The 20,811-nt window shown below is 68.7% G+C and carries 24 protein-coding genes; 13 read left to right on the forward strand and 11 right to left on the reverse strand.

Annotated features, from left to right (window positions below):
* Nucleotides 1–11: 11 nt before the first annotated feature.
* From N0A20_RS13095 to N0A20_RS13105, 3 genes are read right to left on the reverse strand one after another with little or no spacing between them, the layout of a single operon-like run.
* Entirely contained in the window at nucleotides 12–836 is an 825-nt protein-coding gene (locus N0A20_RS13095; protein ID WP_260580800.1) for a HEAT repeat domain-containing protein, read from the reverse strand.
* Nucleotides 764–1,078, reverse strand: a complete 315-nt coding sequence (locus tag N0A20_RS13100; protein ID WP_260580801.1) for a hypothetical protein — start codon at nucleotides 1,076–1,078, stop codon at nucleotides 764–766. The genes N0A20_RS13095 and N0A20_RS13100 overlap by 73 nt, the downstream gene beginning before the upstream one ends.
* Nucleotides 1,079–1,126: 48 nt before the next feature.
* The gene (locus N0A20_RS13105) at nucleotides 1,127–1,273 is read right to left on the reverse strand and encodes a hypothetical protein (protein ID WP_260580802.1); all 147 of its coding nucleotides are present in this window, start codon (nucleotides 1,271–1,273) and stop codon (nucleotides 1,127–1,129) included.
* A 173-nt stretch (nucleotides 1,274–1,446) separates the two neighbouring features.
* Between N0A20_RS13105 and N0A20_RS13110 the strand changes: the two genes are divergently transcribed.
* The 5 genes from N0A20_RS13110 to N0A20_RS13130 all read left to right on the forward strand — a co-directional run bounded on the left by N0A20_RS13110 (nucleotide 1,447) and on the right by N0A20_RS13130 (nucleotide 5,074).
* Complete coding sequence (locus N0A20_RS13110; protein WP_260580803.1) at nucleotides 1,447–2,397, forward strand: YncE family protein; 951 nt, start codon at nucleotides 1,447–1,449, stop codon at nucleotides 2,395–2,397.
* A 190-nt stretch (nucleotides 2,398–2,587) separates the two neighbouring features.
* On the forward strand, nucleotides 2,588–3,331 hold the full coding sequence (locus tag N0A20_RS13115; RefSeq protein ID WP_260580804.1) for a hypothetical protein: 744 nt from the start codon (nucleotides 2,588–2,590) through the stop codon (nucleotides 3,329–3,331).
* A complete protein-coding gene (locus N0A20_RS13120; RefSeq protein WP_260580805.1) occupies nucleotides 3,331–3,681 on the forward strand; it encodes an MmcQ/YjbR family DNA-binding protein in 351 nt (116 codons plus the stop codon). The genes N0A20_RS13115 and N0A20_RS13120 overlap by 1 nt, the downstream gene beginning before the upstream one ends.
* 2 nt (nucleotides 3,682–3,683) lie before the next feature.
* A complete protein-coding gene (locus tag N0A20_RS13125; protein WP_260580806.1) occupies nucleotides 3,684–4,145 on the forward strand; it encodes a hypothetical protein in 462 nt (153 codons plus the stop codon).
* The gene (locus N0A20_RS13130) at nucleotides 4,145–5,074 is read left to right on the forward strand and encodes a serine hydrolase domain-containing protein (RefSeq protein ID WP_260580807.1); all 930 of its coding nucleotides are present in this window, start codon (nucleotides 4,145–4,147) and stop codon (nucleotides 5,072–5,074) included. The genes N0A20_RS13125 and N0A20_RS13130 overlap by 1 nt, the downstream gene beginning before the upstream one ends.
* Nucleotides 5,075–5,108: 34 nt before the next feature.
* On the opposite strand, the gene N0A20_RS13135 is transcribed toward N0A20_RS13130, so the two are convergent.
* The 4 genes from N0A20_RS13135 to argH are packed head-to-tail and all read right to left on the reverse strand — an operon-like array spanning nucleotide 5,109 to nucleotide 8,870.
* Nucleotides 5,109–5,885: a bifunctional precorrin-2 dehydrogenase/sirohydrochlorin ferrochelatase gene (locus N0A20_RS13135; protein WP_260580808.1), complete on the reverse strand. Its 777-nt coding sequence runs from the start codon at nucleotides 5,883–5,885 to the stop codon at nucleotides 5,109–5,111.
* Nucleotides 5,886–5,937: 52 nt separating this feature from the next.
* Nucleotides 5,938–7,197: a diaminopimelate decarboxylase gene (gene lysA, locus N0A20_RS13140; protein WP_260580809.1), complete on the reverse strand. Its 1,260-nt coding sequence runs from the start codon at nucleotides 7,195–7,197 to the stop codon at nucleotides 5,938–5,940.
* Nucleotides 7,198–7,214: 17 nt separating this feature from the next.
* Nucleotides 7,215–7,469 carry a hypothetical protein gene (locus tag N0A20_RS13145; RefSeq protein ID WP_260580810.1) on the reverse strand — a complete coding sequence of 85 codons (255 nt, stop codon included), beginning with the start codon at nucleotides 7,467–7,469 and terminating at the stop codon, nucleotides 7,215–7,217.
* 3 nt (nucleotides 7,470–7,472) lie between these two features.
* Nucleotides 7,473–8,870 (reverse strand): argininosuccinate lyase, encoded by a 1,398-nt coding sequence (argH, locus tag N0A20_RS13150; RefSeq protein WP_260580811.1) that lies wholly within the window; start codon nucleotides 8,868–8,870, stop codon nucleotides 7,473–7,475.
* Here argH and N0A20_RS13155 point away from each other — a divergent pair.
* On the forward strand, nucleotides 8,842–9,474 hold the full coding sequence (locus N0A20_RS13155; RefSeq protein WP_260580812.1) for a TlpA disulfide reductase family protein: 633 nt from the start codon (nucleotides 8,842–8,844) through the stop codon (nucleotides 9,472–9,474). The genes argH and N0A20_RS13155 overlap by 29 nt on opposite strands.
* Before the next feature lie 14 nt (nucleotides 9,475–9,488).
* Here N0A20_RS13155 and N0A20_RS13160 read toward each other — a convergent pair whose 3' ends face one another.
* Nucleotides 9,489–10,211, reverse strand: coding sequence for an IclR family transcriptional regulator (locus N0A20_RS13160; protein WP_260580813.1), 723 nt, complete (start codon nucleotides 10,209–10,211; stop codon nucleotides 9,489–9,491).
* Between the two features lie 108 nt (nucleotides 10,212–10,319).
* Between N0A20_RS13160 and N0A20_RS13165 the strand changes: the two genes are divergently transcribed.
* From N0A20_RS13165 to N0A20_RS13195, 7 genes are all read left to right on the forward strand, one after another.
* Nucleotides 10,320–11,225 carry an SDR family NAD(P)-dependent oxidoreductase gene (locus tag N0A20_RS13165; protein WP_312846542.1) on the forward strand — a complete coding sequence of 302 codons (906 nt, stop codon included), beginning with the start codon at nucleotides 10,320–10,322 and terminating at the stop codon, nucleotides 11,223–11,225.
* 148 nt (nucleotides 11,226–11,373) lie between these two features.
* A complete protein-coding gene (locus tag N0A20_RS13170) occupies nucleotides 11,374–12,210 on the forward strand; it encodes a MaoC family dehydratase (protein WP_260580814.1) in 837 nt (278 codons plus the stop codon).
* A complete protein-coding gene (locus tag N0A20_RS13175) occupies nucleotides 12,207–13,646 on the forward strand; it encodes a 3-oxoacyl-[acyl-carrier-protein] synthase III C-terminal domain-containing protein (protein WP_260580815.1) in 1,440 nt (479 codons plus the stop codon). Before N0A20_RS13170 ends, N0A20_RS13175 begins: the two co-directional genes overlap by 4 nt.
* Nucleotides 13,647–13,854: 208 nt before the next feature.
* Nucleotides 13,855–15,060, forward strand: a complete 1,206-nt coding sequence (locus N0A20_RS13180; RefSeq protein WP_260580816.1) for an acetyl-CoA acetyltransferase — start codon at nucleotides 13,855–13,857, stop codon at nucleotides 15,058–15,060.
* Between the two features lie 152 nt (nucleotides 15,061–15,212).
* Nucleotides 15,213–16,574 carry a CoA transferase gene (locus N0A20_RS13185; protein WP_260580817.1) on the forward strand — a complete coding sequence of 454 codons (1,362 nt, stop codon included), beginning with the start codon at nucleotides 15,213–15,215 and terminating at the stop codon, nucleotides 16,572–16,574.
* Nucleotides 16,571–17,782: an acetyl-CoA C-acetyltransferase gene (locus N0A20_RS13190; protein WP_260580818.1), complete on the forward strand. Its 1,212-nt coding sequence runs from the start codon at nucleotides 16,571–16,573 to the stop codon at nucleotides 17,780–17,782. The genes N0A20_RS13185 and N0A20_RS13190 overlap by 4 nt, the downstream gene beginning before the upstream one ends.
* The gene (locus N0A20_RS13195; RefSeq protein WP_260580819.1) at nucleotides 17,782–18,933 is read left to right on the forward strand and encodes an acyl-CoA dehydrogenase family protein; all 1,152 of its coding nucleotides are present in this window, start codon (nucleotides 17,782–17,784) and stop codon (nucleotides 18,931–18,933) included. The genes N0A20_RS13190 and N0A20_RS13195 overlap by 1 nt, the downstream gene beginning before the upstream one ends.
* Nucleotides 18,934–19,214: 281 nt before the next feature.
* Here the strand turns inward: N0A20_RS13195 and N0A20_RS13200 are convergent, their stop codons facing one another.
* The 3 genes from N0A20_RS13200 to N0A20_RS13210 all read right to left on the reverse strand — a co-directional run bounded on the left by N0A20_RS13200 (nucleotide 19,215) and on the right by N0A20_RS13210 (nucleotide 20,780).
* Nucleotides 19,215–19,550 (reverse strand): hypothetical protein, encoded by a 336-nt coding sequence (locus N0A20_RS13200; RefSeq protein WP_260580820.1) that lies wholly within the window; start codon nucleotides 19,548–19,550, stop codon nucleotides 19,215–19,217.
* Nucleotides 19,551–19,776: 226 nt separating this feature from the next.
* Nucleotides 19,777–20,061, reverse strand: a complete 285-nt coding sequence (locus N0A20_RS13205; RefSeq protein WP_260580822.1) for an NAD(P)H-dependent glycerol-3-phosphate dehydrogenase — start codon at nucleotides 20,059–20,061, stop codon at nucleotides 19,777–19,779.
* Nucleotides 20,049–20,780: an NAD(P)H-dependent glycerol-3-phosphate dehydrogenase gene (locus N0A20_RS13210; protein WP_260580823.1), complete on the reverse strand. Its 732-nt coding sequence runs from the start codon at nucleotides 20,778–20,780 to the stop codon at nucleotides 20,049–20,051. Before N0A20_RS13210 ends, N0A20_RS13205 begins: the two co-directional genes overlap by 13 nt.
* Between the last annotated feature and the right edge of the window lie 31 nt (nucleotides 20,781–20,811).

The following is a 20,811-nucleotide window of genomic DNA, read 5'->3' on the forward strand; positions in this document are numbered from 1 at the left end:
CCCCGCTGCGATTAGCGAACAAGTCCGCAAGTCTCGCTGCCCAGTGTCGGGCAAACAGTCCCCCGGACTGTTTTGGTCATGCCGGGGGCATGACCGACCCGACACTCGCTTGCGGGAGGGGACGAGTAGAGCGCGAGCGTGGCGGCGGCGGCGGCGCGAACCTCGGGGTGGGGATCGCCCGCGGCCATGGCGGCGAGGCGCGGCTGCGCGATGGCGGGGTCGAGCGCGACGAGGTCGCGCATCGCGTTCCAGCGGGCGGCGAAATCCTCGGCGCGGGTGGCTTCGACGAAGAGCGGTGCGGCGTCGCGGCGGTCCATCGTGCGGAGCAGCGCGAGCGCCATCTGGCGGAAGCTGCTGTCGCGGCGCGAGGCCGAGGCATGGACGAGGCGGCCGCCGGCAAGGTCATAGGCGCGCATCGGCAGCGGCGAGGGCGGCTGGACCGCGAGTTCGAGGAGCAGGACGTCGCCGGTCGCGCCGGCGATGGTGAAGCTGGTGCGCGCGGTGTCGAGGTCGAACCGGTCGCCGGCGGCGAGAGGGCATGGCGGACCGTTGCGGCAGGGCGCGGCACGGGCGGCGGCGAAGGCGCAGGCCTCTTCCTCGGCAGAGAGTATGACATGGTGGAGCGTCAGGCTGGCGCCGCCCGCCGCCAGCACGCGGATTGCGGCGCGGCCGGGGACGAAGAGCGCGGTCGCCGGCGCGGCACCCGCCGCCTCGAACGGCAGCAACTGGAGCGACAGGCGGATCGCGCCGCGCTCGGCGAGGATCAGCCCGCCGGGCCCGCCGCCCCCGCCGACGATGCGGAGCGGCGGCCGCGCAAAGGGATCGGCGGCGAGCAAGGCGAGCGCCTGTCCGAGCCGGACGCCGAGCCAGCGCGGATCGTCGAGCCAGGGCCCCAGCCGCGCGACAGCCGCTTCGGGATCGAGCCCCGCTGCGGCATCGAGCGCGGTGGCGAGGCCGGCATGGGCGCCGCGTCCTCGACGCTCCAGCGTGCGGCAAGATCGCTCGCGCCGCTGCGGATCGCGGCGATACGCACCGCGTCGGCGCGCGGAAAATGGTCGTGGCGGGACCGTCGGTACATGGCGAAACGCCGAAGGCGGGCGCGGCGGCGAACCGCGCCCGCGCCCGCTCAGTCGTAGATGATCAGCACGACGGTGACCGACACCTCGAAGACCGAAGGCCCCGAGGAGGCTGTCGGCGTCAGCAGCGAGCCGAACAGCCCGACGGCGGTGTCGAGCAACGGGATGGCCTCGATGTCGATGGATGGCAGGTTCATATATCGCTCCCCAGCAGTGACGGCGCGGATCGGCCGCGCGGCAAGGGTGCGAAGCGGAGGCGGCGGAAGCGAGTGAACTTATCGTAATCTTGCCATGTCGCTCGTCGAACGGCGGTTGCCCGGATGAGCCGGCATGGCATAGGGTGGCACGGTCCGATATCGGGAGACCCGCCATGCGCCCCGCCGCCGCCATCCTGTCCATCCTGCTCCTCGCGGTGCCGCCGGTGGCCGCCGAAACGCTGCTGATCGGCAACAAGGGCGAAGACACGCTGAGCCTGATCGCGCTCGACACCGGGGTCGAGGTCGCGCGGATACCGACGGGCAAAATGCCCCACGAGATTGCCGTGTCGCCCGACGGAAAACAGGCGGCGGTCGTCGCCTATGGCGGGACGACGATCGACATCGTCGATGTCGCAAAGCGCGCCAGGGTCCGGACGATCGACCTCAGCCCGAACCAGCGCCCGCACGGATTGGTGTGGCTCTCCGACGGGCGGCTGGTGGCGACGACCGAGGCGAGCCAGTCGGTCGCGGTGGTCGCGCCCGACGGCGCGCTGACCTCGATCGCGACCGGACAGCAGGGCACGCACATGATCGCCGTCGCGCCCGACAACCGCACCGCCTATACGGCCAACATCGCATCGGGCACGGTCAGCGTGCTCGACCTGACCGAAGCGAGGAAATTGCGCGATCTGGCGGTCGGCGGCAAGCCCGAGGGGCTGGCGCTGGCGAAGGGCGGGCGCGAATTGTGGGTCGGCGACCTGAGCGCGCCGCGCGTGTCGGTGTGGGACACCGCCAGCGGCGAAAAGGTCGCCGAGCTTGCGGTCGATCCGGTCGCGATCCGCGTGCTCGCCAGCCCCGACGGCAAGCTGATCGCGACGAGCAACATCGGCGCGGGCACGATCAGCCTGTTCGACGCCGAGACGCGCGCGCCGGTGAAGACGATCGAGGTTTCGGAGGGCGACGCGGCGCGGCAGGTGACCCTGTTGTTCAGCGCCGATTCGAAGCGGCTCTACGCCGCCGAGACCGGCCACGACACAGTCGCCGAGATCGACGTCGCGAGCGGAAAGGTGCTGCGCCGGATCGCGGGCGGCAAGGATGGCGACGGACTCGCCATCGCGCCTTAGACGGAAGGGCGGATTTGGGGTGGAGAGCGGATTTTGACGACCCCCTATCGGCTTGCGATGAAGGAGGAGGCGGCCGCGTAGCGGCCGATGGAGCGGCCGACGCGCATCGAACGGACCGTGCATGCTTGCCTCCCCGGCCGCTTCGCCCTAGCCATCCCCCATTGGGTCGCTCCACGTCCGGGAACCATCTATGTCACTGACCCTCGCACTCGCCGCCCTCGCCACTCCCGTCATTTCCTGTCCCGGCGGCAGCATAGAGACCGAATGCCAGCGAGCCGATGTCGCGAAGAAGATCGCGGTCGCGCCCGGCCGCGTGGCGAAAATCGCCGACACCTGCCTCTATGACTATGGCGGTCGCTGCGGGGTCGAGGCAAGCGGGCGGATCGAGGTGCCCGAACGCGGCTCGACGCTGCTGTGGCAGAAACTCTCGCTCGCCCCGCGCGACGGGCCGCAGGCGTGGATGGTCGTGCTGCTCGCGCGCGACGCGGCGGGCAAGACCACGCTCGCGGGCTTCGCCGAAAGCAGCGGTTCGATCGGCACCCCCGACCTTGTCGAGAGCAACGGCGAATACAGCCTTGTCCATGTCACCGGCACGCTCGCCGGGAGCGGGGCGGGCAATGCCGACGCACTGTTCATGGGCGAGGGCGACAAGGCGGCATGGCGGCAGGTCGATTTGTCGGGCTGGTATGACGACGGCGCGAAAATGCTGCCCAAGGGCTATTGGCTGCGCGGCCCCGCCGACTTCCTCTTCGGCGAAATGCTCGCCGTCATTCCGGTCGCGCGCGATGGCGACGGCAATTGCTGCCCGCGCGGCGGGCAGGGGCTGTTCGATCTCGATATCAGGGACGGCAGGCTCGTCCTCACCGGCATGCGCTTCCAGCCGATGCAGCCGGTCGGGGATATGATCGAATATCCGCCGCCGAAGGAGGAATGATGCCGCAATTCGACGACTGGAACGATGTGGTGGCTTTCGCCTGCGCGCTGCCCGACGTGGAAATGGCGCCCTTCTATGGCACGCCCTGCCCGAAGGTGAACGGCAAGGCATTCGTCTCGCCGGGGCGCGAGGCGGGCAGCTTTCATGTCATGGCGCCGCACGAGGAAAAGGACATGCTGCTCGAAACCGACCCCGGCACCTTCTGGCAGACGCCGCATTATGAAGGCTGGCCGGGGCTGCTCGTCCGCTTCGGTCCCGCCGATCCCGACCGCGTCGCCGACGTCATCCGCCGCGCCTGGTGGGATCGGGCGAAAAAGGCGCAGCGCCTGGCGTTTGGCGAGCGCCCCTGAGGATGCTGCGCCGGATCGCCCCCGCGCTGTTATGCGTCGCCGCGCCCGCCCACGCCGCCGACGCCGGTGCCGATCTCAACCTGGCCTGGGCGGCGGGCTATCGCGCCGCCTTTACCTGTTCGGCGCTGTGGAACGGCGCGGGCAAGTCGCTCGATGCCATCGAACGCGACGAACTCACCGGCCTCTATCCCGAGATCGAGGCCGGCGTGCGGGCGCTGAAGGCCGACGTCGATGACAGGGCGAAGCGCGTCAGCGTCCGCTATCGCGACGACATGCCGCCGCGCGTCGCGGAGTGGGACTCCCGCACGGGTTGCGTGACGCTGCCGATCGGCGCCGCGCCGCGTCCGCGCGGCGATTATCGCCCCGGCCAAGCCCGATCTCGACGGCTAGGCCCTGGCCGCTGGGCGATGCCGGCGCCCGCGCGCCCATGCCGCGCGCCCCGACGCCCTATGAAATTTCCGTGATGGACAGCGCCCGGTTCGGCGGCCGCACCAGCGCGCTCCTGATCGTCAAACGCGGCAAGATCGAGGTCGAGCAATATCAGGACGGACACGATCTCCACACCGCGCAGCGCACCTTCTCGGTCGCCAAGTCCATGGCCGCGACGCTGATCGGCCACGCGGTGCTGGAGGGCGATATCGACGTGACGAAGCCCGCGACGATCGCCGACTGGCAGGCGCCCGGCGACCCGCGCGCGGCGATCACCACCGAACAGCTGATGCGCATGGCGAGCGGCCTGACCAGCGACACCGCCGGCAACCGCACCGACGCCATCTATATGGGCGGTGCGTCGGTGCGCCAGTGGACGGTGCAATGGCCGCTGCTGAACCCGCCGGGCCGCGTCTTTCGCTATGCCAACAACGATACGCTGCTCGCGGTCCAGTCGCTGAAGGCGGCGCGGCAAAAGGCGCTCGACGAACGCAACGCGAAATCGGCGATGGTCCGCCGCGGCCCCGCGCTCGATCCGGTCGCCTTCTTCGACCGTCTCGGCATGACGCGCACCTTCGTCGAGCATGACATGGACGGCGACTATATCTTGTCGAGCCAGGTCTGGACGACGGCGCGCGATCTCGCGCGGCTCGGGCTGCTCTATCAATATGACGGCATGTGGGAAGGGCGCCGGCTGCTCCCGGAGGACTGGCGCAGGTTCGTCACGATGCCCAGCGGGCCGCAGCCCGACGGCCCCTTCGGCTACGGCGCGGGCTTCTGGCTCCTCAACAAGTCGGACGGCATTCCGCCCGATGCCTTTGGCGCCTTCGGCAACCGCGGCCAATATGTCGTCGTGATCCCGTCGCGGGAGCTGGTGATCGTTCGTCAGGGCTATGACGACGACAGGAACCGCCTCGACATCGCCAGGCTGGTTGCGGCCGTCGTTGCGGCGGATCGGCCATAGCCGGATTGTCGCTGTCCTCATCGGTGATGGCCCCTCAGCCGCCGTGCCCGGCGATCCACAGCGTCAGGCCGGCTGGCGGGTCGGCGGGGGGCGTTTCGACGATGTGCCGCACCGCGTCGGCGCGGGCGCGGGCAAGGATGGCGGCGGGGATATCGGCAGGGTGGAAGATATGGTCGGCCTCGCCGAGCAGGCGCGCGGCGCGCAGGGTGAGGTCGTCGGGGTCGGCGCTGGTCAGGCGGATGGTTTCGAAACGGCCCGGCCCGATCGCGGCATCGCCGGTCAGCCATGGTTCGGCCCGCTCCGCCGCGCCATCATCGAGCGGATCGAGCGGACCGCCCGGCGCCAGCGCGGCATCGATCGCGCGGCGGCGGTCGGCGGCGGCGGGCCAGCGCGCCTTCATCGCGCCGCGCGCCGCGTGGAGCGCCGAGGCGAGCGCGCCGAGCCGCGCCGGCAGCAAGGCTTCGATGCGCTGGCGCACCGCCTTGGCGAGCCCGGCAGACGTGCCGCCCGTCCCGATGGCAATCGTCACCGGCGCGCGGTCGACGATCGCGGGGGTGGTGAAATCGCAAAGGCCGGGACGATCGACGACATTGACGAGCAGGCCGCGCGCCCGGAGCCCATCCGCTGCCGCGCGCGCGGCGGCGTCATCGGCGAGGGCGACAAAGGCGATCGCCGCGCCCTCCTCCCACTCCGCCACGACGCGCCCGCCCGCGCGTTCGATCAGCCGCGCCTTCGCCGCGGCCGCCTCCCCTTCCCCGACCAGCACGACCGCGCGGCCGGCGAGGTTGAGGAAGAGGGGAAGTTGGTGCATGACGGCGACCTATAACAAGCCCCTCCGCTGAAGGGGAGGGCGTGATCAATGCTCAGTCGATCCAGTCGGGCACGCGTTCGGCGGCCATGATCGTGCCGGCGGCGATGCGGTCGGCGACGACGACATAGCGGTCGCCGTCAACGAGCACTTCGGGCACCAGGCTGCGGCTGTTGTAGGTCGAGGCCATCGTCGCGCCATAGGCGCCTGCCGTACGGAAAACCCCGAGGTCGCCCGATTCGACGCTGTCGATCTCGCGGTCGCGCGCGAAGGTGTCGCCGGTCTCGCACACCGGACCGACGATCGAGGCGGTCATCTTTCCGCCCGTCGGCTTCACCGCAACGAAATCGTGCCAGGCGTCGTAGAGCGCGGGGCGCGCGAGGTCGTTCATCGCGGCGTCGACGATGACGAAGGGGTTGGTGGCGCCGGGCTTCACCCACAGCACCTCGGTCAGCAGCACGCCGGTGTTGCCGGCGATCACCCGGCCGGGCTCGAACATCAGCGTGACATCCCAGTCCTTCGTCACGCGCGCGACCATCGCGCCATAGTCGGCCGGGCTCGGCGGGTTGTCGCCGGACTTGTACGGCACGCCGAGCCCGCCGCCGAGATCGACATGGGTGATGCTGTGCCCTGCGGCGCGCAGGTCGGCGACGAGCCGCCCGACGCGTTCGAACGCCGCTTCGAGCGGATCGAGGCTGGTGAGCTGGCTCCCGATATGGAGCGCCAGCCCGCGCATCTGCAGCCCCGGCAGCGCCGCGAGCCGGCCGAAAATCTCGGGCGCGACGTCGATGCCGACGCCGAACTTGTTCTCGGCCTTGCCGGTCGAGATCTTGGCGTGGGTGCCCGCATCGACGTCGGGATTGACGCGCAGCACGGCAGGGGCGGTCATTTCCTTGCGCAGCGCGATTTCGGCGAGCGCGACACCCTCCGGCTCATGCTCGATGTTGAACTGGCCGATGCCGCGGTCGAGGCCGAGCGCCAGTTCGGCGCGCGTCTTGCCGACGCCCGAAAAGACGATGTCCTCCGCCGCCATGCCCGACGCGAGCGCGCGCTCGAGCTCGCCGCCCGACACGACGTCGGCGCCATAACCCTGGCGCGCGAGCACGCGCAGCACGCCGAGATTGGGGTTGCACTTGATCGCGAAGGCGATGTGCTTCTTCGGAATATCCTTCAGCGCGTCGGCGAACACCTGGGCGTGGCGTTCGAGCGTCGCGCGCGAATAGACATAGACGGGGGTACCGATTTCCTCGGCGATGCGCGGCAACGGAATGTCTTCGGCGTGGAGGACGCCGTCGCGAAAGGCAAAATGATCCATTGGAAAAGTCCTGAAATTCAGCCCGGAGGGGGCAAATCGAAATCGTCGGGTTCGCGGCGTTCCGATCGTTTGAGAAGTTCGTCGCTGCGCGCGGGCCGGGCCTGCGCGTCGGGCGTCGTGAGTTCCTCCGTGGTTGGCTGTTTCCGGGCACCGACGGGCAGCGGCGGCGGCGCCTCGCCCGCGATCGGTTTCAGATCCTCGCGCTTGCCGCACGCGCCGAGCGCGGCGACACAGACGGCAGCAGACGCGATCAGGGCGAAGGCTTTCGCCATATTCTATTCCTCCAGCGCGGCGCGGGCCGCAGCGATGGCCTGCCTTACCCGCTCGGGCGCCGTCCCGCCATAGCTGGTGCGGCTGGCGACCGACGCCTCGACGGTGAGCGCCGCCAGCGCCTCCGGCGTCACCGCGGCGTGGATCGCGGCGGCCTCTGCGGCGGGCAGCGCCGACAGTTCAACGCCAAGCTCCTCCGATCGTTTCACGCAGGCGCCGACGATATGGTGCGCCTCGCGGAACGGTACCCCGGCCTCGCGCACCAGCCAGTCGGCGAGGTCGGTCGCGGTCGAGAAACCCGAGGCGGCGAGCGCACGCATGCGGTCGGTGCGAAAGGTCAGCGTTTCGACCATGCCGGTCATCGCCGCAAGCGACAGCGCGAGCGCGTCGAAGGCGCCAAACACCGTCTCCTTGTCGTCCTGAAGGTCCTTGGAATAGGTGAGCGGCAGGCCCTTCACGATCACCGCGAGCCGCTGGAAAGCGCCGAGCAGCAGGCCGGCGCGCCCGCGCACCAGTTCGGCGGCGTCGGGGTTGCGCTTCTGCGGCATGATCGAGCTGCCGGTCGACCAGGCGTCGGGCAATTGCACGAAGCCGAAGGGCTGGCTCGCCCAGATCACGATCTCTTCGGCGAGGCGCGACAGGTGGATCGCGGCGATCGCCGCCGCGGCGCAAAATTCGAGCGCGAAATCGCGGTCGGACACCGCGTCGATGCTGTTCGCCATCGGCCGGTCGAAACCGAGCGCCGAAGCCGTGGCATCGCGGTCGAGCGGAAAGCTGGTGCCCGCGAGCGCCGCGGCGCCGAGCGGCGATTCGTTGAGGCGCGCCCGCGCATCGGCGAACCGCGAACGGTCGCGGGCGAACATCTCGACATAGGCGAGCAGATGGTGGCCGAGCGTGACCGGCTGCGCGACCTGGAGGTGGGTGAAGCCCGGCATGATGCTGTCTGCATGCTCTTCGGCACGGGCGAGCAGCGCCGCCTGGATCGCCTTCAACCCGTCGTCGATCCGCGCGCAGGCGGTGCGGACCCACAGGCGGAAGTCGGTCGCGACCTGGTCGTTGCGCGAGCGCGCGGTGTGGAGCCGTCCGGCAGGCTCGCCGATGATCTCCTTGAGCCGCGATTCGACGGTCATGTGGATGTCTTCGAGCGCGAGGTCGACCGGCACGCCGTTCGCCGCGAACTCGTCCGCGATCTGCGCGAGGCCGGCGTCGATCTTCGCCGCATCGTCGGCGGAAATGATCCCCGCCGCGCCGATCATCGCGGCGTGCGCGCGGCTGGCGGCGATATCTTCCTGCCACAGGCGCTTATCGACCGGGATCGACGCGTTTATCTCTTGCATGATCGCCGCGGGACCGGCACCGAAGCGCCCGCCCCACATGCTGTTGCTGTCCGGAGATTCCGCCATCCGCCGCGTTCCAAGCCTCTATGCCGCGATCCCCGCCCTGTTGCTGGCCGGATCGGTCGCGGGCTGCGATAGGGAAAAGGCGCAGTCGGAGCAAGCGGGCGCGGATCAAGCAAATATTGCCGCAGCCCAAGCGCCGCATGGCCGCGGCATCGAGAGTTTCGAGCATGAGGTGATGCGCGGCAGCGCCGGCAAGCCGGCTCCCGCCGCCGCCTTTCGCGGCCCCGACGACGCGCCGGTGACGCTCGCGGCGTTTCGCGGGCGCCCGCTGCTCGTCAATCTGTGGGCGACCTGGTGCGTGCCGTGCGTCGCCGAGATGCCGACGCTCGACCGTCTGGCGGCGGCGCGCTCCGGCAAGCTGTCGGTGATCGCGGTCGCGCAGGACCTGCAGGGCGCGGACGTGGTCGATCCCTGGTTCCAGAAGGCGGGGCTGACGACGCTGCAACCCTATCTCGACCCCGAAAACCACCTGCTCGATGCCGCGAACAGCGCGCTGCCGACGAGCATCCTCTATGACGCCGAGGGACGCGAGGTCTGGCGCGTGGTCGGCGCGATCGACTGGCAGGGCAAGGAGGCCGAGGCGCTGCTGGCGGAAGCCGGGGCTTAAGCCGGGGCACGGCGTCAGGTCGGGACCGCGCCGCTCGCCAGCTCGACCAGCGCCCTGCCCAGCGCAGCCACCTCGGCGCCGCTGCGCGATCCGGCAAAGAAGCTGGTCGACAGGCCATGGTCGCCGCCGCTTCCCGGAAGCACGGCCGCCAGCGTCCAGATGCCGATATGGGTATGCCCCTCGTCAAGCGCGTAACCCATTCGCTCCGCCCGTCGCACCTGCCCCGCATAATCGGCGAACGACATCGGCTTTTCCCACCGTACCGCGGCGAAGCGCCTTGCGATTTCCTCTTCGCCGGGCGCCTGTGCCGCGGCGATCGCGCGCCCGACCGCGCCACCGCCGAGCGGCTGGCGCTGCCCCCGCGCAAGGTGAATGCGCAGCACCGCGTTGCTTTCGGCGTGGGCGACAAGCTGGAGCCGGTCGCGCGAGGCGATCTGCCACAATCCGACGGTCACCCCATGCTCCTGCGCGAAGCGCGTCATCAGCGGCCGGAGCCGGTCGATCATCCGCCGCGCATGGCCGTCGCGCAGCAGCCCCGAGCGCGCCCAGCCGTCGGCAAGGCGATAGCGCTTGCCCGGCGCCTCGCGCACCACCGCGCCCTCCGCCACCAGGGTGCCGAGCAGGTTGAAGCAGGAGGAGGCGCCGAGTCCGAGCGCCCGGCCGATGTCCGACAAGGTCAGCGGTGCGTGCTCGGCGAGCAGCCGCAGCACCGCGAACGCCTGTGACACCGATCTCACCTCTCCCGCCACGCATCACCTTTCACAAATATGAAAACACTATTCTTTATATTGAATATTCGGCAAAGCTCAACTAGCCGGTTCGCAATTCGGCAAAGGGAGAGTCGCATGGGCATGCTGGACGGCAAGGTAGTCGCGGTGACGGGCGCGGGACGCGGCGTCGGGCGCGAGATCGCGCTGCTCTGCGCCAGGGAAGGCGCGTCGGTCGTCGTCAACGATCTGGGCGGCAGCGCCGAAGGCGAAGGCGCCGACCTGTCGCCGGCGCAGGAAACGGTGAACGACATCAAGGCCGCGGGCGGCAAGGCGATCGCCAACGGCGCCAGCGTCGCCAACCCCAAGGGCGCCGCCAGCATCATCGAGGATGCCGTCGCGCATTTCGGCCGGATCGACGCGGTGGTGAACAACGCCGGCATCCTGCGCGACCGCATCTGGCACAAGATGAGCCATGAGGACTGGAACGCGGTGATCGACGTCCACCTCAATGGCTGCTTCAACGTGTCGAAGGCCGCGACACCCTATTTCCGCGACCAGCAGTCGGGCAGCTTCATCCACTTCACCTCGACCAGCGGGCTGATCGGCAATTTCGGCCAGGCCAATTATTCGGCGGCGAAGCTGGGCATCGTCGGCCTGTCGCAGTCGATCGCGCTCGACATGGCGCGCGCCGGGGTGCGCTCCAACTGCATCGCGCCCTTCGCGTGGAGCCGCCTGATCGCGACGATCCCCGCGACCAACGAGGCCGAGGCGCTGCGCATCGAGCGGATGAAGACGATGACCGCCGACAAGATCGCACCGCTCGTCGCCTTTCTCGCCAGCGACGCGTCGCAGGAGGTGACCAACCAGGTCTTCGGGGTGCGCAAGAACGAGATTTTCCTTTTCTCCAAGCCGCGCCCGATCCGCTCGATGCAGAAGAACGAGGGCTGGACGGTGCAGGCGATCGCCGACGAGATGCTGCCGGCTGTTCCGGGGGAGCTTCGCGAACCCGGCGGAGCGGTCGGGGGATGTGTTCGGCTATGATCCGATCTGAGCTGATCCTCTCCCAAGGGGGGAGGGGGACCACCCGCAGGGTGGTGGAGGGGCACGTGCAGTCGAACGCGGCATACGGCCTCCCGTACCCCTCCACCATGCTTCGCATGGTCCCCCTCCCCGTGCCGGGGAGGATCTGATGGCGATCGACCCCGCCTTTCTCCTCGCCATGCCTCCCATCGTCACGCGGCAGACGCTAACGCGGCGCGACACGATCCTGTATGCACTCGGCATTGGAGCGACCGAACTCGACTTCACCTATGAAGCGGGGCTGAAGGCGCTGCCGACGATGGCGGTGACGCTCGGCTATCCCGGCTTCATCTGGCGCGACCCCGCGCTCGGCGCCAACTGGCAGAAAATCCTCCACGGCGAGCAATCGACGATCCTCCACGCGCCGCTGCCGGTCGAGGGCGAGATCACCGGCACGACGCGCATCGAAGCGCTGTTCGACAAGGGCGCCGACAAGGGCGCGATCGCGATGGTCACGCGCGAAATCCACGACGGCGCGGGAACGCATCTCGCGACGTCGCGCGCGATGACCTTCCTGCGCGGCGACGGCGGCTTCGGCGGATCGGGCGAGGGCGCGCCCGTGCCGCACCCGGTTCCCGAGCGCGCGCCCGATGCGGTCGTCACGCTGACGACCGCCGCGAATCAGGCGCAGATCTATCGCCTGTCGGGCGACCTCAACCCGCTGCACATCGATCCCGATGTCGCGAGAGGCGCGGGGTTCGACGGTCCGATCCTGCACGGACTCGCGACCTATGGCGTGATCGGGCGGGCGCTGCTGGCCGCGCGCTGCGGCAACGACCCGGCGCGCCTCAAGCGCATCGACGGGCGTTTTTCGTCGCCGGTCTATCCCGGCGAGACGATCGAGACGGCGATCTGGGACGAGGCGGGCGGGCGGCTCGCCTTCCGCGCGCGCGTCGTCGAGCGCGACCGGATCGTCTTCACCAACGGCTATGCGGAGACGGCATGAGCGATTTCGGAATCCTGGCCTATGGCGCCTATGTGCCGGTCGCGCGGCTTCAGCGTAGCGCGATCCATGCGACCAACAAATGGTTCGCCCCCGGCCTCGGTGGGCTGGCGAAGGGCGAGAAGGCGGTCGCCAACTGGGACGAGGACAGCGTGACGATGGCGGTTGAGGCGGCACGCGACGCGCTCGACGGCATCGACCGCGCCATTTTGCAGCGCGTGACCATCGCCTCGACCACCCTGCCCTTCGCCGACCGGCAGAATGCGGGGATCGTCAAGGAGGCGCTGAACCTGCCCGACGCGGTCGGCGCGATGGACGTCGCGGGATCGCAGCGCGCGGCGACCTCGGCGCTGTTCGCGGCGCTCGGCGGAAACGAAACCACGCTGGTGACCGCCGCCGAGATCGCCACGCCCAAGCCCGCGTCGGAACGCGAGATGACGAGCGGCGATGCCGCAGCGGCGGTGGTGGTCGGCGCGGGTCAGCCGATCGCGCGGCTGGTCGCGAGCCACAGCGTGACGATGGATTTCGTCGACCATTTCCGCGAGGCGGGCGAAGCGCACGACTATGACTGGGAGGCGCGCTGGGTCCGCGACGAGGGCTTTGCGCGGATCATGAGCCCTGCCATCGCGGCGCTGCTGGGCAAAGCGGGCGTCGAGGGCGCGGCGATCGACCATTTCCTCGTTCCCGTCGCGGTGAAGGGCGTGCCCGAGATGCTGGCAAAGAAGGCCGGCATAGCGCCGGAAGCCATCGCCGACGCGCTTGGCGCCAATCTCGGCCATGCCGGATCGGCCCATGCGCTGGTCATGCTCGCGGGCGCCCTGGAAACGGCGAAAGCGGGGCAGCGCATCCTGCTCGCCAGCTTCGGCCAGGGCTGCGACCTGCTGCTGCTCGAAGTCACCGATGCGATCGGGTCGGTGAAGCCGCGGCTCGGCCTGTCGGGCTGGCTCGCACGCCGCGTCGAATCGACCAATTACGCAAAATATCTTTTCCATCGCGGGCTGCTCCAGCTCGATCGCGGAATGCGCGCCGAACATGACAGCAAGACGGCGCTGACCGCCTTGTGGCGCAATCGCAAGGCGGTGCTCGGCCTCGTCGGCGGGCGCTGCACCAAGACCGGGACGGTGCAGTTCCCCAAGACCGAGGTCAGCGTCAACGCGAACGACCATACGGTGGGCACGCAGGAGGATTATCCGCTCGCCGAGGTGCCCGCGAAGATTCTGACATGGACCGCCGACGCGCTGGCCTATTCGCCCGACCCGCCGAGCTGTTACGGCAATATCGATTTCGTCGGCGGTGGGCGGATGATGGCGGAGTTCACCGATTTCCCCGAAGGCGCGCTGGACGTCGGCGCCGATCTGCGCATGATGTTCCGCATCAAGGCGTATGACGAAAACCGCGGCTTCCGCCGCTATTTCTGGAAAGCCGCACCGGCTTTTTGAGGTTTACCCCTCTCCCCTTGCGGGAGAGGGTTGCGAAGACTTGGCAGCTTGCTGCCTAGTCGAAGCTGGGTGAGGGGTTGCGGTCGCACGCGACCGCGCGAGCCGGAGGCTCGCAAGCCCCCTCATCCAACTGCGCCTAGCGCCTGCGGCGCAAGGCTTCGTATCCTTCTCCCGCAAGGGGAGAAGGGTCGGTTTGGAGGATGGGATTATGGCCAAGGGCATCCGCGACAAGGTCGCCATATTGGGCATGGGCTGCGCCAGGTTCGGCGAACGCTGGGACAAGGACGAGGACCAGCTGATGCTCGAAGCTTATGAGGAGGCGCTTGCCGATGCCGGCATCGAGCCGAGCCGGATCGACGCCGCGTGGCTCGGCGCCGCCTTCGACGCGCAGAATATCGGGCCGAGCGGCATCCCGCTCGCCATGGCGCTGCGCCTGCCCGACATCGGGGTGACCAAGGTCGAGAATTATTGCGCGAGCGGCACCGAAAGCTTTCGCGGCGCCGTCTATGCCGTCGCATCGGGCGCGTGCGACATCGCGCTCGCGATGGGCGCCGAGAAATTGAAGGACACCGGCTATGGCGGCCTGCCCGTCCGCACGCGTGGCACGACGCACGACATGATCGGCATCACCGGATCGGCGCCGGGCAATTTCGCGCAGCTCGCGAGCGCCTATCGCGGCGTTCACGGCGTCGGCAAGGACGACCTCAAGCGCGCGATGGCGCATGTGTCGGTGAAGAGCCATGCGAACGGCGCGAAGAACCCGAAGGCGCATCTGCAGAAAGCGGTGACGATGGAGCAGGTGCTGAACGCGCCGATGATCGCCGAGCCGCTGGGGCTGTTCGATTGCTGCGGCGTCAGCGACGGCGCCGCCTGCGCGATCGTCACCACGCCGGAGATCGCGCGCAGCCTGGGCAAGACCGACATCGTGACGGTGAAGGCGCTCCAGCTTGCGACATCGAACGGGTGGGAGATGCAGGCGTCGGGGTGGAACGGCAGCTATTTCCACACCACGCGCATCGCGGCGACCAAGGCCTATGACGAGGCGGGGATCACCGATCCGCGCTCGCAGCTCAGCCTGATCGAGGTCCACGACTGTTTTTCGATCACCGAGCTGGTGACGATGGAGGATCTGCACATCTCGAAGGAAGGCGAGGGCTGGCGCGACGTGCTCGACGGTTTCTACGACGCCGACGGGGGGATTCCGTGCCAGATCGACGGCGGGCTGAAATGTTTCGGCCATCCGATCGGCGCGTCGGGCCTCAGGATGATCTACGAGAATTACCTGCAAATCCTCGGCCGCGCGGGCGAGCGGCAGCGGCAGGACAATCCGGTGTTCGCGCTGTCGCATAATCTCGGCGGGATGCCCAACCAGAATGTGTCCTCGATCGCGATCATCGGACGTGCGGATGCGTGAGGCGATGACTTATTTAAGCCCCTCCCCGTCGGGGAGGAGTTGGGGTGGGGGAGCAAGGCCGACAGGCCTCGCGTCCATGCTGGCGCCGGAGCACCCCCACCCAGCCTCCCCCTCAAGGGGGAGGGGCGAATTTTTCGGGGAGGGGAGCCGATATGTATAACCTCCTCCCCAATCTCTCGGTCATCGAAGCCTCCTCCTTCGTCGCCTCACCCACCGCGGGCCTCTATCTCGCGCAGATGGGGGCCGAGGTGATCCGCGTCGACCAGATCGGCGGCGGGCCCGATTTCCGGCGCTGGCCGGTGACCGAGGCGGGCGACTCGCTCTATTGGGAAAATCTCAACCGCGCCAAGAAGTCGGTCGCGCTCGACCTCGCCCGGCCCGAAGGGCGCGAGCTGTTGCAGGCGCTGGTGCGCGCGACCGGCCAGTTCGTCACCAACTTTCCGGTCGGCGGCTTTCTGTCGCACGAGGTGCTGGCGGAGGGCCGCGCGGACCTCGTCACCGTGCGCGTGATGGGCTGGGCCGACGGATCGCCCGCGCTCGACTATACGGTCAACAATGCGGTCGGCTATCCGATGCTTACCGGCACCGGGCCCGAACCGGTCAATCATGTACTGCCCGCTTGGGACCTGCTCACCGGCGCCTATGCGGCGTTCGCGCTGCTCGCGGCGATCCAGCGGCGCAGCGCGACCGGCGAAGGCGGCGAGGTTCGCCTGCCGCTGTCGGACATCGCGATCGGCACCGTCGCCAATCTGGGCGGCATCGCAGAAGTGCTCTACGGCGGCGCCAACCGTCCGCGGCTGGGCAACGCCGTCTATGGCCTGTTCGGGCGCGATTTCGTGACGCGCGACGGACAGCGGACGATGATCGTCGTGGTGACGCCGCGGCAATGGGCCAATCTGGTCGCGGCGCTCGGCCTCGGCGAAGCGGTGGCGGCGGTCGAGGCCGAACGCGGCATCTCCTTCGCCAAGGACGACGGGCTGCGCTTCACCCATCGCGACGCGCTCTATCCGCTGTTCGAGGCGGCGATCGGGAGCCGCGACCATGCCGATCTCGCCGCCGCCTTCGACGCGGGCGGGATCGTCCATTCGCCCTATCGCACCATGCTCGACGCGGCGAACGACCCGGCGCTCGTCGCGCACAACCCCATCTTCGGGGCGGCGGAGAATCCGAGCGGCTTCGCCTATCCCGCCGCGGGCGCCTTCGCCACGGTGCCGCAGCTGGAGCGCCAGCCGCCCGCCCCCGCCCCGCGCAACGGCCAGCATTCGGAAGAGGTGCTGGCCGAGCGGCTTTCGCTTCCTTCGGGCGAAATCGCCCGCCTGATCGACAGCCGGCATCGTCGGCAAGGCGAATCCGAAATGACAGCTCCCACCCCGTTTCCCCGAGCGAAGACGAGGGGCTCGTTCGAGCGAAGCGAGAAGCTGCGCCGTTGCTGCCTCGACTTCGCTCGGCATAGCCCCTCGTCTTCGCTCGGGGAGGCGGGGCCGGTACAAAACTGCTTTGGAGAAATGGAATGACCCTTCGCCGCGCCGCCATCGTCGCCCCCATTCGCACCCCCGTCGGCAAGTTCGGCGGCGCGCTGTCCAGCCTGACCGCGGGCGAACTGGGTGCCGTCATCCTGAAGGCGCTGATCGAGCGCACGGGGATCGACCCCGCGCGTGTCGACGACGTCGTCTTTTCGCAGGGCTATGGCAATGGCGAGGCGCCGTGCATCGGGCATTGGTCGTGGCTCGCCGCGGGCCTCCCCATCGAGGTGCCGGGATACCAGCTCGACCGTCGCTGCGGCTCGGGATTGCAGGCGATCGTCAACGCCGCGATGATGGTGCAGACGGGCATGTCCGACGTCGTCGTCGCGGGCGGCTGCGAGAGCATGTCGAATGTCGAACATTATTCGACCGACCTCAGGAAGGGCGTGCGCGCAGGCAATGTCACGCTGCACGACCGGCTGACGCGCGGTCGCGTGATGTCGCAGCCGGTCGAGCGTTTCGGCGTCATCACGGGGATGATCGAGACGGCGGAGAATCTGGCGAAGGATTATGACATCAGCCGCGAGGCGTGCGACGCCTATGCGGTGCGCAGTCACCGGAATGCCGCCACCGCGTGGGAAAAGGGGCTGTTCGCCGACGAGCTGGTCCCGGTCGCGGTGCCGCAGAAAAAGGGCGATCCTGTCGTCTTCGACCATGACGAAGGCTATCGCGCCGACGCCAGCATGGAAACGCTGGGCAAGCTCCGCGCGCTGGAGGGCGGGGTGGTCACTGCCGGCAATGCCAGCCAGCAGAACGACGCCGCGGCGGCCTGCCTGATCGTCGCCGAGGACAAGCTCGACGAACTCGGCCTCGAACCCATCGCCTGGTTCCATAGCTGGGCGGCGGCGGGATGCGACCCCGCCCGCATGGGCATCGGCCCGGTGCCGGCGACCGAGCGGCTGTTCGCACGCAGCGGGCTCGGCTGGGGCGACATCGACCTCGTCGAACTCAACGAGGCCTTCGCGCCGCAGGTGCTCGCGGTGCTCAAGGGGTGGGGCTGGTCCGACGACGACAGCCGCAACGAAATCCTGAACGTCAACGGATCGGGCATCTCGCTCGGCCATCCGATCGGCGCGACCGGCGGGCGCATCCTCGCCAACCTGACCCGCGAGCTCCAGCGGCGCGGCGGACGCTACGGCCTCGAAACCATGTGCATCGGCGGCGGCCAGGGCATCGCCGCGATCTTCGAGGCGGCGTGATGCAGGATTATTCGGACATCCGCGAAGAGGTCGCGAAGCTCTGTGCGCAGTTCCCGGGCCCCTATTGGCAGGCCAAGGACAAGGTGCGCGCCTATCCGTCGGAATTCGTCGCAGCCTTGGGCGAGGCGGGCTATCTCGCCGCGCTGATCCCCGAGGACTATGGCGGCGCGGGCCTACCCCTGTCGGCCGCGGCGGCGATCCTGGAGGAAATCCAGCGGCAGGGCTGCAACGGCGGCGCGGTCCACGCGCAAATGTATGTGATGGGCACCGTGCTCCGCCACGGGTCGGAAGAGCAGAAGGCACGCTATCTGCCCAAGGTCGCGACCGGCGAGCTGCGCCTGCAGGCCTTCGGCGTCACCGAGCCGACGAGCGGCACCGATACGCTGAGCCTCAAGACCGTCGCGAAACGCGATGGCGACGAATATGTGGTCAACGGCCAGAAGCTCTGGACCAGCCGCGCCGAGCACAGCGACCTGATGATCCTGCTCGCGCGCACCACCCCGCGCGAGGAGGCCGCGAGCCGCACCGAAGGCCTGTCGGTGTTCCTGGTCGACATGAAGGAGGCGCTGGCAGCGGGCACGCTGTCGATCCGGCCGATCGACACGATGATGAACCATGCGACGACCGAAATCTTCTTCGACAATATGCGCATCCCCGCCGCCAACCTGATCGGCGAGGAGGGCAAGGGTTTCCGCTATATCCTCTCGGGCATGAACGCCGAACGGCTGCTGATCGCCGCCGAGTGCATCGGCGACGCCAAATACTTCATCGAAAAGGCGAGCGCCTATGCCAAGGAGCGCGTGCTGTTCGGCCGCCCGATCGGCCAGAACCAGGGCGTGCAATTCCCGATCGCGCGCGCCTATGCCCAGATGCGCGCCGCCGAACTGCTCGTCCACGACGGCATCGCCAAATATGAGGCGGGCGAGAATGCCGGCGCGGAGGCGAACATGGCGAAGATGCTCGCCGCCGAGGCGAGCTGGGCCGCGGGCGAGGCCTGCATCCAGACGCACGGCGGCTTCGGCTTCGCGGCCGAATATGACATCGAGCGCAAGTTCCGCGAAACGCGCCTCTATCAGGTCGCGCCGATCAGCACGAACATGATCCTGTCCTATGTCGCGGAGCATGTGCTGGGGATGCCGCGGAGTTATTGAGCGACCGATTATCGGTGTATCCGCTTTGGGGTGGATAGCAGTCATTCCCCTCCCTTTTAGGGAGGGGTTAGGGGTGGGTAGCGAGCGCAGCGAGCAAGAAGAAAGAACGCCGCCTTCGGCGGCAACCCACCCCCAGCCCCTCCCTTGCAGGGAGGGGAGATAAACGTCCGCCACCGCCCGAAACCGGCCATCCGCCCGCAGACAGAGAAAGGGCGGGCGCCCCATGTGACGCCCGCCCTCCCTTGCGACCCGAAGCCTCGCTCCGGGGAGTCCTTGGCGGCTCAGCCGCCGACCGTCACGCGGCCGGTGCGATAGCCCTTCTTGCGCATTTCCTTGACATAATCCTTGTCGGCATCGGCCACTTCGACCGTCCATTCGTCCCACGCGTCCCAGCGGTCCTCGCGGTCGGTGGCGTGGCGGAGGTCGCTGACCAGTTCCTTCTCGGCCTCGAGAATGTCGGCTTTGTAGTTGTACCAATATTGGTTGTAGATGCCCGCGATCGGCTTCGCGCGCACCGGCGGGGGATCGAAGCCCGGCGGCATCGAGCCATAGGGAACCGCGGCCAGGGAACCGGCGGGGAGAGCCAGGCAAAGCGCGAGGGTGGTCCACTTTTTCATCGTCCATCTCCTGATCGACTCGCCCGGATGATCCGGGTCGGGATAAGAACGATCGAGCGGGGCGATTTCTTCGCGGTTCGGCGGAGATTCGGAACGTCTGGCGGCGGAATCGAGCAAATATGATCCCCCTCACCCTTCCCACCGGCTTTGCCGGCGGGCCCCTTCCCTCTCCCGCCGGGAGAGGGAGGGAGGCGCGAAGCGCCGGAAGGGTGAGGGCGACTCCGCTCTAGCCCGGATGCGCTTCGTCGCCGACCGACGAGCGGAGCAGGCCGCGAAACACCTCCTGCGCACTGCGGCGGCCCTGCGTCACGTCATAGACGTCCTGCGCGATCGGCATGACAAGGCCGTGCTTTTCGGCGAGCGCGATCACGGTCGGCGCGCTCTTCACGCCTTCGGCGACCATGTTCATGCCCGCGATGATGTCGTCGATCCTCCGGCCCTTGCCCAGTTCGACCCCGACATGGCGGTTGCGGCTGAGCGGGCTGGTGCAGGTGGCGATCAGATCGCCCATGCCGGCGAAGCGCCGGCGAAGGTTTCGGCGCGCCCGCCCATCGCGACGCCGAGCCGGGTGATTTCGGCCAGCCCGCGCGTCATCAGCGCCGAGCGCGTATTGTCGCCCGCCCCCAGCCCGTCGCCCATGCCGACCGCGATCGCGATGATATTCTTGAGCACCCCGCCGAGTTCGCAGCCGAGCAGGTCGGTGTTGGTGTAGACGCGGAACAGGCCCGAGTGGAACACGGGCTGGAGCGCGCGGACGACGATCTCGTCCTCCATCGACAGGACGCTCGCCGCCGCCTGCCCGGTCATGATCTCGCGCGCGAGGTTCGGGCCGGTGAGGACACCGACGGGATGGCCCGGCAGCACTTCCTCGATCAGTTCGGTCATCCGCTTGCCCGACGAGAGTTCGAGGCCCTTGGTCAGGCTGATGACGGGCACCCAGGGGCGGAGGTGATGGCGCGCCTCTTCGAGCACGCCGCGGAAGCTGTGCGAGGGCACGCCCATGACGAGGACATCGGCGCGCGCGACCACATCGGCTATGTCGTTCGTCGCGCGCAGCGCCGGCGGCAGCGCGATACCGGGAAGATATTTGCGGTTCTCGCGGGCGGTGTTGATGCTTTCGACGGTTTCGGCATCGCGGGCCCAGAGGCTGATCGGGGCGTTGCGCGATACCACCGACGCGACCGTCGTCCCCCAACTGCCCCCGCCGAGCAGGCCGACCTTCAGACGCATGCAACCTCTCCCTGTTTTCGGAAGAGAGTGG

It is taken from the genome of Sphingopyxis sp. PET50 (genome assembly GCF_025244705.1).
GTDB lineage: Bacteria > Pseudomonadota > Alphaproteobacteria > Sphingomonadales > Sphingomonadaceae > Sphingopyxis.

Coding starts and splice junctions, on each gene's coding strand:
- N0A20_RS13125 (WP_260580806.1), top strand. CDS start 3,684: ATGCTGCGCCGGATCGCCCCCGCGCTGTTATGCGTCGCCGCGCCCGCC.
- N0A20_RS13110 (WP_260580803.1), top strand. CDS start 1,447: ATGCGCCCCGCCGCCGCCATCCTGTCCATCCTGCTCCTCGCGGTGCCG.
- N0A20_RS13130 (WP_260580807.1), top strand. CDS start 4,145: ATGGACAGCGCCCGGTTCGGCGGCCGCACCAGCGCGCTCCTGATCGTC.
- N0A20_RS13175 (WP_260580815.1), top strand. CDS start 12,207: ATGAGCGATTTCGGAATCCTGGCCTATGGCGCCTATGTGCCGGTCGCG.
- N0A20_RS13190 (WP_260580818.1), top strand. CDS start 16,571: ATGACCCTTCGCCGCGCCGCCATCGTCGCCCCCATTCGCACCCCCGTC.
- N0A20_RS13200 (WP_260580820.1), bottom strand. CDS start 19,550: ATGAAAAAGTGGACCACCCTCGCGCTTTGCCTGGCTCTCCCCGCCGGT.
- N0A20_RS13210 (WP_260580823.1), bottom strand. CDS start 20,780: ATGCGTCTGAAGGTCGGCCTGCTCGGCGGGGGCAGTTGGGGGACGACG.
- N0A20_RS13145 (WP_260580810.1), bottom strand. CDS start 7,469: ATGGCGAAAGCCTTCGCCCTGATCGCGTCTGCTGCCGTCTGTGTCGCC.
- N0A20_RS13165 (WP_312846542.1), top strand. CDS start 10,320: ATGGGCATGCTGGACGGCAAGGTAGTCGCGGTGACGGGCGCGGGACGC.
- N0A20_RS13105 (WP_260580802.1), bottom strand. CDS start 1,273: ATGAACCTGCCATCCATCGACATCGAGGCCATCCCGTTGCTCGACACC.
- N0A20_RS13135 (WP_260580808.1), bottom strand. CDS start 5,885: ATGCACCAACTTCCCCTCTTCCTCAACCTCGCCGGCCGCGCGGTCGTG.
- N0A20_RS13185 (WP_260580817.1), top strand. CDS start 15,213: ATGTATAACCTCCTCCCCAATCTCTCGGTCATCGAAGCCTCCTCCTTC.
- argH (WP_260580811.1), bottom strand. CDS start 8,870: ATGGCGGAATCTCCGGACAGCAACAGCATGTGGGGCGGGCGCTTCGGT.
- N0A20_RS13180 (WP_260580816.1), top strand. CDS start 13,855: ATGGCCAAGGGCATCCGCGACAAGGTCGCCATATTGGGCATGGGCTGC.
- N0A20_RS13115 (WP_260580804.1), top strand. CDS start 2,588: ATGTCACTGACCCTCGCACTCGCCGCCCTCGCCACTCCCGTCATTTCC.
- N0A20_RS13100 (WP_260580801.1), bottom strand. CDS start 1,078: ATGTACCGACGGTCCCGCCACGACCATTTTCCGCGCGCCGACGCGGTG.
- N0A20_RS13195 (WP_260580819.1), top strand. CDS start 17,782: ATGCAGGATTATTCGGACATCCGCGAAGAGGTCGCGAAGCTCTGTGCG.
- N0A20_RS13155 (WP_260580812.1), top strand. CDS start 8,842: ATGCTGTTGCTGTCCGGAGATTCCGCCATCCGCCGCGTTCCAAGCCTC.
- lysA (WP_260580809.1), bottom strand. CDS start 7,197: ATGGATCATTTTGCCTTTCGCGACGGCGTCCTCCACGCCGAAGACATT.
- N0A20_RS13120 (WP_260580805.1), top strand. CDS start 3,331: ATGCCGCAATTCGACGACTGGAACGATGTGGTGGCTTTCGCCTGCGCG.
- N0A20_RS13170 (WP_260580814.1), top strand. CDS start 11,374: ATGGCGATCGACCCCGCCTTTCTCCTCGCCATGCCTCCCATCGTCACG.
- N0A20_RS13205 (WP_260580822.1), bottom strand. CDS start 20,061: ATGGGCGATCTGATCGCCACCTGCACCAGCCCGCTCAGCCGCAACCGC.